Source organism: Polaribacter sp. IC066 (assembly GCF_007997085.1).
Lineage (GTDB): Bacteria > Bacteroidota > Bacteroidia > Flavobacteriales > Flavobacteriaceae > Polaribacter.
Genome location: NZ_VORR01000082.1, coordinates 1 through 9324, shown reverse-complemented (window position 1 = coordinate 9324; position 9324 = coordinate 1). Strand labels below are relative to the sequence as shown.

The following is a 9324-nucleotide window of genomic DNA, read 5'->3' as shown; positions in this document are numbered from 1 at the left end:
GGTTACTAATGAGTAAACTATATCTAAAAATTCAAAGTCACTATCTAAATCAGCCCAAAATTCAGAAACAGATTTTCCCATTATTAGATAAATTCCTAAAATTATAATTCCAAAAATTATTCCTTCTGTTATTGTAGCAATTAATCTTTTTCCTTTTGATGCTAATTTGTATCCGTGTGTGTTTGTTTCGTTCATTTTCTTCTTTTTATGAGTATTTTTGGTTAATGTGCTACAACGTTTGGTATAAGAATAGTTGCGTTTTTGTCAGCGAGGAATTTCCAGCGGAAATTCAGAAGTTGGCAAAAACGCAACTACCTTTGGTAAATCACTAATTTAGCAATTATTTTTATACGGTGTTGCAAGTAGTTTTTCTTTTTTCATAATTTTGGTTTTCTTTTTTCCGATTTCTTTATTTTTTGCACTTTTATAAACTTTAAAAATCTCGTATTTTCTAAATTTCTCATTTATGGAAACTTTTTTCCTGTTTTCCGAATGAGTGAAAATTCCGCTCCCGAAGTTTCGGGAATGCTTAATTCCCAACCTTGCTCAATTCCGCAATTTTGGAAATACAGTTCAGATTTTTCACACGAGTAAAAAATCCGAAAAATTGCTCAATTCCGAATGTTGCTCAATTCCATAATCTTGGAAATTCCGCATTTTGAGAAAATTCCGATTAGCGAGAGAGTGTTCCACAATTTTCCTTTTTCCGAACTTTTAGAAACACAAATTTGAAGAGTTTCAAACTGCAATTTATTCGGTTTTTAGGAATTCGTTTTTAATTACTTGCAACGTCTCCGTATATGAAACGTAGCGTGTAAAAAGACGCTATCGTTTCGGATTATACACGAGCCGAATTTTTATTTTTTCTATTTATTTTTAATGTTCTAAATATACAAAAATAAAAATTTGGCGGACTTAATAAAGAAGCAAAAACCTCTCGGAAAGCCTGTAATAGCTATGTTTTATATACATTGTTGTGCATAGTGCTTTTCACGTTCTGCTTGGTTTTCGATGTTTGTTATTCAGTTCAAATGTGTGCGTTGGCAAGACATACTCTTTTACAGTTTTGGTAATGCTTTGGCTGGCGCGACTGTAAATGTGTATGGCTTTGAGCGTTGGCTTCATTCAGTACTTTTTTTGTTTCCAATTGCAATTATCACGTCATTGTCAATGTCTTCAATTCGACTTAATATCACATTCAGATAGTCGTCTCCTATTCTTCTTTTCAAATCTTTAATGTTGGTAATCAATTCGTCAAAACTGCTCTCTTTGGTTGAAAGTTTTAATTGTCTTAAAGTGTATTTTGGTAACGTTTTATATTTTTTTATATCTTTTAAAAGTGTATCAATAAAGGACACCAATTCTTGGTCTAAATCGTCTCTCTTTTCTTTAAGAAGAGTTTTCAATGCAATATTCGCTTGGTTCTCTAATGCTAATTCGCTTCTGCCAGATTTATATTTTGGCTTATAAGCCTTTATTTCTTCATATGAATTCCAAAACGCACTATTTAATGGCTGTCGTTCTTCATCAGGACCACATTTTATAAATTCAATTAATTCCTCAAAAGTTTTTTCCGTTGGCTTGTCATTCGGTTTTTCATTCTCGTATTGTTGAACAATTGAGAATAAAGCCATTCCTTTTTTTCTTAATACAACCACATTATTCTCATTAAATAATTTTGCGGTTTTTACTCTGTTCGGTAAATCACTAATCTTTTTGATTACCTCTGGATGCGAATCCATAATTTCGTTGAAATCATTACGAATTATAGTACTTGTACTTAACTCATCATTTTCTTCTGGGTTCGTACTAATTTTACTGAATAACCCACTTGGTGTTGGCTCTTCATCTGCATCAAATATTTTAGAATCTTCTCCTAAAGCACTATGTATTAAAAACATTTTTTGTTGTGCAATCTCTCTACTTTTTACAATGTCAGCACCTTGGTCAGTAGGGAAGAAGTTATAAATAAACAATTCATCAAAAACTTTGGCACTCATCCTGTTGATACGACCAACACGCTGTATTACACGAGTTGGATTCCAAGGAATATCATAATTTATTATTAATCCAGCTCTATTTAAATTGAACCCTTCTGAAAGTTTATCGCTCGTAATTAGCACATCAAAATCATCAACTTGCTCTTTATATTTTGCGTTAAAGTTAGCATCTAATTCCTTTGCAAACTTTTTAGTAATACCACCATCACAAAACATCGCTCTACCCAATAATTCCTTTTCAAAATACCTCTTAAGATGCCTAACAGTATCTGTATATTCTGTAAATAAAATGACCTTTCTTCTTGGGTTTGTTTCTTTATTTAAAACTTCCTTTATCGTCTCTAAAACAGCTTCACGTTTTGGGTCATTGGCAATAATATTTAAATCTTTTATTTCTTGTTCAACTCTTTCAAATAGTTTGATGTCATTTTTAATGTCATCTATAAATTCCTTTTTAAATTGAAAAGTATCAATATCGTATATTTTTGTGTGTTTTGGCTTTGTATGGTTTATAGAATTTCGTTCAAACTCCTCTAATGCTTCTTTAATGGCTTCATAAGTGAAATCGTCTGCATCATCGGTGTCATCATAAATATTCTCAATCACTTTTCTGTCCATCACATACTTACCAGACTTTTCTATGAATGACAATACCATTCTATTGGTACGCAAAAATCGTTGAATACTTTTTTCAAAAGCACCAAATGAACTTTCAAAACGTTTCACTAGCAAACGTCTCATAAAGTCAAATAAGTTACGCTGTTGTTGAAATGCTCTATTATCATCTTCGGAAAGTTTGTCTTCATCTTCCTTTAAACTTTCATATTCATTGGGTCTATAAATAGCTCCTTTAAAATGACCAGTTTCAGAAAAATAATCACGTATTATTCTGTTGTAAAAATCAGATTGTTCTGCTGATAATTCATAAAATTGTTCTTCTGGGTCTTTAACTTCTGATAAATTTTGTATTTCTTTTTTGTATTCAAAATCAGTTTTAAGGTCTAAACGGTTTCTTCTAATTACTACTGGTGTGATAATGTTTTTAATATCATTAGCCATTGCACTCACATTTCCTCTCACAATTGAAACGTCAATAGGTGGTATTAATCCAAACATTTTTTCATAATCACGTTCTGCTTTTCTTCTTTTTTCTGGATTGTCTGAATTATGATATTTAAGAATATTCGACAAACGCTTGAACCTATAATTATAGGCGTTGAACCTACCTTCTAAATCCGCTTCAATTGTAATGCCCGAAGCTCCAGGAACAATAAATAGTTTTAGTAATGAAAAGACATCAGCTGGCGAATTGTTAAATGGTGTTGCACTCAATAAAATGACTTGCTTACCTCTGCAAATATCCATTAATGCCTCATACGCAGAAGTGTCTTGATTTCTAAATTTGTGTGCTTCATCAACAATTATTATTTGATACTCCAGATTGTTTTTCTGAATACTTTCTGCAACCGCCTCTAGATTTCCCGAACTTTCAATATCCCAATTATAGAGTTTAAATTTATTCCAATATTCCCACCAACCAGAGTTTTCTTTTTTGCTACCTATTAATCCTGGTGGACAAAGAATTAATCCTCTTTTGCCCATTTGGTTAGCTATCAATGATGCAATAACAGATTTTCCTAAACCAACTACATCTGCAATAATAACTCCGTTATAAGTTTCTATGACATTTAGTGCTTGATTTACTGCGTCTAATTGATACTGATATTTCTCAAAGCCATTTTCATCTAACAATCTTGTTATGGCATCACTTATTTTTTTTGCTTCTTGTAGTTCTAAATATGTTTTTAAAATAAGAGCATAAGCCTCAAAAGGTGTGATCAGTGACGCTTGACTTTTATGTTGCAAAAAATCAATAATAATTTTGGTACCATTCTCTGCTTCAGTAATCGGAACTGCTGTTTCCCAAAGTTCATCAAAATAAGCTTCGCCAGTTTCAAAACCATAGTCCTTTATTTCTACATTAAACTCTTCTTGACTGCGTAAGCCTGCTTTTGTTAAATTACTACTTCCAGTTATAAATTGTCCTTTGCTATCCAATGTGTCTGCTAACGTAGTATTGTAACTAAATAGATACACTTTGGCGTGATTTGGATTTAGCGTTTTACGAATAATTAATCTGCCTTCGTCTAATAATTGAATGAAGAATTCTATTTGATTATAGAAAGCTTCATTGTCCATTTCGGCATTGTTAATGGCAAAACCCATAGATTTGATAAACTGCGTAAAGTGTTCTTCTTGACTTAAGCTGTCGTCTTGCAAACCAACTTCAACAATGTTACTTAAATATTTATCTACTTGCAATCCGACTAATATTTTGAGAGTTACGTCTGGATTATCTTGAAGTTTTTTATAGATTTCTTGCCAACCCGAAAAGTAGAAAAAGCCTACCAAGAATTTTAATTCTTGACTTGCTAAAATCAATTTTTCTAATCGCTTTTTTAGCGTTGCATTTTCTGCACTATTGGTTATAAAGTTATTGCTCATTAATTTATTTGGTAATTTGTGTATTCTTCTTTGGTTAGTTTTAATTCTGGGTCGATGATTTTCACTTCTTCATAGGTCAGCTCATAAATATTGAAGAAAATCATATCTAATTTTAATGAGTATTCGCTAATCTCTGATTTATTCTTCTTTTCATTTATTATATTATCAATCAGAAATTCAATTTTTTCAATATGCTTTATTTCAGCTTTTGGTAACGGGAAATTTCGAATGTCTTCAACTATAATTTTTGGAAAAGCCCCTTTTGATGCTTTCGGTGAATAATTAAAATGAAAAAATGTTGCTATCCTAGAGTTTAGAAATGCGAGTAATAATTTTGAACTATAATTATTGGATTTCTTTATAATAATAATTGCTGGGTCGTGATAATATTCTTCATCTGTTATTGTAGCAAATATCGAGGGATTTGTTATTTCCCTTATTAAAATCCTCTCTCCAGTAAAAAATTTAGGGTCTCTTGGATTTGCAATGCCGTCACAATAATCCAACCATTCAGATTTATTCCACTCCAAATTATATTTCGTTACATCTTCTCCCCAAAGCCACTTTTTTAAATCTGATTTAGCAAAATTATCATAGTGATAGATTCTGTTTTTTATCGTTTTTTCATCTTGACCTTGATACTTATCATATGCAATTAGACCTTGACTTATTTCTGGGAAAAGCGAAATCAAAGGTTCTGAAACTCTTTTAATTTTAGTGGTTAATTCAATTATGCTTTTATCAAGTTTAAATGCCAAACCCCAATTTTGTTTATATTCTTGAAGTTCTTCAATGCCCATAAAATCTGCTTTTTGCATTGTGAGTAAATTAAAGCTATTCTTGTTTTTCGTTTTGAAATATTTAATTTTTTCACTTGATGATTTTTCTAATAAAACGATAGAATTTAAGACAGTTGCTTTGTCAAAAATTTTAAATGCAGTACAGTCTATAATAAAGCATTTCCAATCCTCAAGCATTTGTGTTCTATATTTTTGCGCATAAACGTTGAACAAGAATGTATTCGGAATTATATAAGTTGTTATTCCATTTGAACCAATGAATTTTTTAGAAACTTCGATAAAGAAATAATAGATTTCATAATCGGGCACTTTACTTAATTGACTTAAAACTTTTTTTCTAAAATCGCCTTTAACGGAAACACCATAAGGCGGATTTCCTATTACAATATCGAATTTTTCTATACCAAACATCCATTCTGGGTCAAACCAAGTTGACTGTTCATTTTTAAAGGGGTTCCAACTGGTTAATAAAAAGCTTCTACTATTTACATCAGTAAATAAATTGCTATCTTTTTTAAAAGCTTTTTTCTGAACTTTTAAAAAACGTTCTTTAATTTTTAATTTTTTATTTCCGTGACTTTGTAAGTATTCGGCACGCAATTGTTTGAGTTGTTCTAGCTCTTCATAGTTGTCAAATAGGCCAAACTGTTGGTTCTCTTCATCAGGCAACCCAATTAAGGTATTAGCTGTTATAAATTTAAATTCAAGATTTGGTAATGCTTGTATGCCTCTGTTTTCTGCTTTATCAATAATAGTTTCATCTATAACCAAAGATAAAAAGCTACGCAGTTTTGAAATTTCAGAAGCAATTGGTTGTATATCTACTCCATATATTGAGTTTTGTATTACACCAAGTTTCCTCACATAATCTGCACTTTCGCCATCTAGTTTTTCTTTAAGCATTTGTTTAGCTAGTGCATTAGGTACGTTTGCTATTTGCTTTTTTTTCCACCAAGAAGCATCTGGGTCAAGCTTTTGCAATGCAATAATAATTTTGTGCAATGCTCCCATTGGAAAAGCACCAGAACCACAAGCTGGGTCTAAAATTTTCACATCGCTTAAGGCTTCTAGTATATTTTTTGTTTCGGATTTTTCAAATTTATTTTCGCCACCTTCTTTAAATAGTTCTAAAAGTTGTTCTTCATTATCTGTGGCGATTTTGGTTTTTAAATATTGTACCAAAGATTGCTCCACCATATAATCTACAATCTCTCTTGGTGTATAAAAACTACCTGTTGCTTTTCTTGCACTTTTTTCGGTATCTGGGTCAATCTCCGCTAACAGATTTTCAAATATGGTCCCGAGCATTTCTGGGTCAATACTTACTTCTGCATCGTAGATGCTATTTTCATCAATCGTGAAATTGTATTGTTCTAATACTTCAAAAAGCTTTATAAACCATTGATTGGGTATATCTAAATTGTAGGCTATTTGGTGAATTCCATTGCTATTTGTTGGAAAGAAGTCATCAGTTTGAGCCTCAAATAAGCCACCATTTAAAAATGGAATTAATTCTTGGTCTTTTGGTAGTTGGTAGTCTTTTCTATCTTCTTGTTTTTTATTTAAAACCAAAAAGAAAAGTTTTTCTAAAACCGAATGATAGTAATTGTGTTGTTCGTTGTTGGTTTCAACTACAGTTTTTGAAGACAACCAACTTTCTGGTACCAACGGTATACTATTTTCAGATTTCTTGCTTTTTAAAAACCAACAAAAAATAGTTCTACCAATTAAGCGGACTGCAAACTCTTGGTATATTTTTCTATTTGTTTCTACTGGTGTTGATGGTAAATTTAAAGCTGTGTCAAACTCTATGTTTCGGCTACCAATTTTCACTTTCCCACCAATTAAGCCATAGAAAGATTTAGCAATATCTTGATAGAATTGTTTGTTTAATGGCTCAACACTAAAAGCTTGAATAATTTCATCTAGTGAATTGAAATTACAACCGCCAATTTGCTTAATAAATGTTTTGTTGGTTTGACTAGGTGTTACAAAATAGGTGTAACGTTTAAAGTCTGTAAAGTTTCTTTTCGTTCCTAAATAATTTGCCTTAACAAAACTGAATCTAAAATTGCCTTCGTCATCATAAAAGATAAAAAGGGAAGCGTCTTTTACTTCGTGTTTTAAAATGGTTTTAGCAATTTCGTATTGGTTTTTCTTTCCAGTCCGTTCGGTTAGCGGTTCATTTGTTTTAGAAGCAATGACAATTAATTCGTCTTTATCAATTTCAGCTTCTCCAATTTTGATAATTGACTCGTATTTGTCGTAAACATCTTCTTGGAATAAATGGTCTAATTCATCATCATCAGGTTTGAAAGAAGGAATAGACGCTCTTAAAAAAGCAATGAGGTTGGTTGTTGAGAAGTCCTCTATAAGTGAATTTATCTTGCTCATTTTATGGTTCGCAATTGTTGAATTTTATTATTTTAATTTGAGCTTCAAGATAAAATTTTTCAATTCATTTCAACTCTTTTTTTAGTTATGTTTCTTTCTTCGTTATGAGCGTTGGCAAAAAACAGCTCTTTTATTTTTTTTCAGCGTTGGAATTTAGCGTTGGCAAAAAAATGAATGTGCTGTTTGTGCGGTTGGCTTTTTTAGTTCAAATTTTCAATTTTAGCACGATTTCCGCATTATGCACAACGTTTGTGTATAAAAATAGTTGCGTTTTTTGACAACGAGGAATTTCCTACGGAAATTCAGAAGTTGGTAAAAAAGCAACGAACTTTGATTTAGCACTAATTTAGCAATTTTTTTTATATTGTGTTATGTTTTGTTGCGAGGCACTTGAGTAAGCACGTTTTGATTCCGCTTTCAATTTTTCCGCAATTTTGTAAATTCCTACATTGTCAATTTTAAAACACTAATTTATGAAAATTTTTCGAACAAATTCCGCTTTTTAAAGTTTGAGTAATTTCACACGTTTTACTTCCGGTAGATTCTCAATTCCGCACTTTGCTAAATTCCGTTTGATTGGTAATTAGCGAGAGACTGTTCAGCATGCAATTCAGTTTTCATAAACGGTCTCAAATTCCGCAGAGATTTTCTATTCAACATGCTGGCAAGAATTCAGATGTTATATAGTTTAAATTCTTGTTTTTCATTCAAGTTTAATTAGCCTTTAGATTTTCCCGAGCAATGAAACATAACGTTTTTGTGTATGTTTAGTTGCGTTGTTTAAGCAGTGAAGTTACTAAATAAACACGAACCAAGAAAGTCCCAAAGGACTTTCGTAAATTGGCTAAAACCAGCAATTAAATATACACGGTGTTGCCCACAGGTTTTACTTCTTTCGTTTTATTTTCTTTTTATTGTCAAATCTAAATTCATTCAGTTCTTTCAGTTTATTTTCAATTTTTTCTTTCCATTCAGAAAATTTTTGTTTATTCTGACCGCCTTCTGTTTCTCTGATTAATTTAAGTCGAATTTCTGAAAATTCAGTCATTATTTCATTACTGATTTTGTTCATAATGTCAAAACCTTTAGATATTTTCCATTTTTTTATAAATAATTCCTTTCTAAATTTCCGTGCTTGAATTTCGGCAAGGTCAAATTGAGCTTGTTGGAATTTAAGTTGTTTGTCAATATCTTTAACTTTTGTAGTATCTATCCAAGAAGCATTTCCAAAAAATATATTTCCAATTTTATTATTTAGATTCCGCTTTAAGAAATCAAATCCTTGTGCCGAATAAGAAATCACAAATTGACTGAAAACAGCTTCATTATTTTCGTCACTAATTTTTATTTTGAAATCATTAACTGTCAATTTTTTTTCAGAGTTCCACCTTTTTTGTCCGTCTTGTAATTTTTGACCAAAACTTAAATTAAAACAAATTATGCTCAATATGATTCCTAAATATTTCTCTTTCATTTCGGGTTTTTCTTAACTTGTGGGCAACTTGTTTATATGCCGACCTTTTATCCGCATCTTCTTAAATATTGTCAGGATATGCAGAGGTTTAGTCTCTTTATATCCATTTAATTTTTTATAAAAATAGTGGATTAAAACAAATCATCAAACG

Annotated in this window: 3 protein-coding genes and 1 pseudogene; all 4 read right to left on the bottom strand. The window is 31.2% G+C overall.

All coding sequences use genetic code 11. From position 1 onward, the window contains the following. Window positions 1-195: pseudogene (locus ES044_RS17410) on the bottom strand (RDD family protein); the annotation flags it as partial. 926 nt (window positions 196-1121) lie between these two features. Then, window positions 1122-4505, bottom strand: coding sequence for a helicase-related protein (locus ES044_RS17405; protein WP_147187445.1), 3384 nt, complete (start codon window positions 4503-4505; stop codon window positions 1122-1124). Next, window positions 4505-7699 (bottom strand): Eco57I restriction-modification methylase domain-containing protein, encoded by a 3195-nt coding sequence (locus tag ES044_RS17400; protein ID WP_147187444.1) that lies wholly within the window; start codon window positions 7697-7699, stop codon window positions 4505-4507. Before ES044_RS17400 ends, ES044_RS17405 begins: the two co-directional genes overlap by 1 nt. Window positions 7700-8585: 886 nt before the next feature. Next, window positions 8586-9173: a hypothetical protein gene (locus tag ES044_RS17395; RefSeq protein ID WP_147187443.1), complete on the bottom strand. Its 588-nt coding sequence runs from the start codon at window positions 9171-9173 to the stop codon at window positions 8586-8588. Window positions 9174-9324 lie beyond the last annotated feature (151 nt).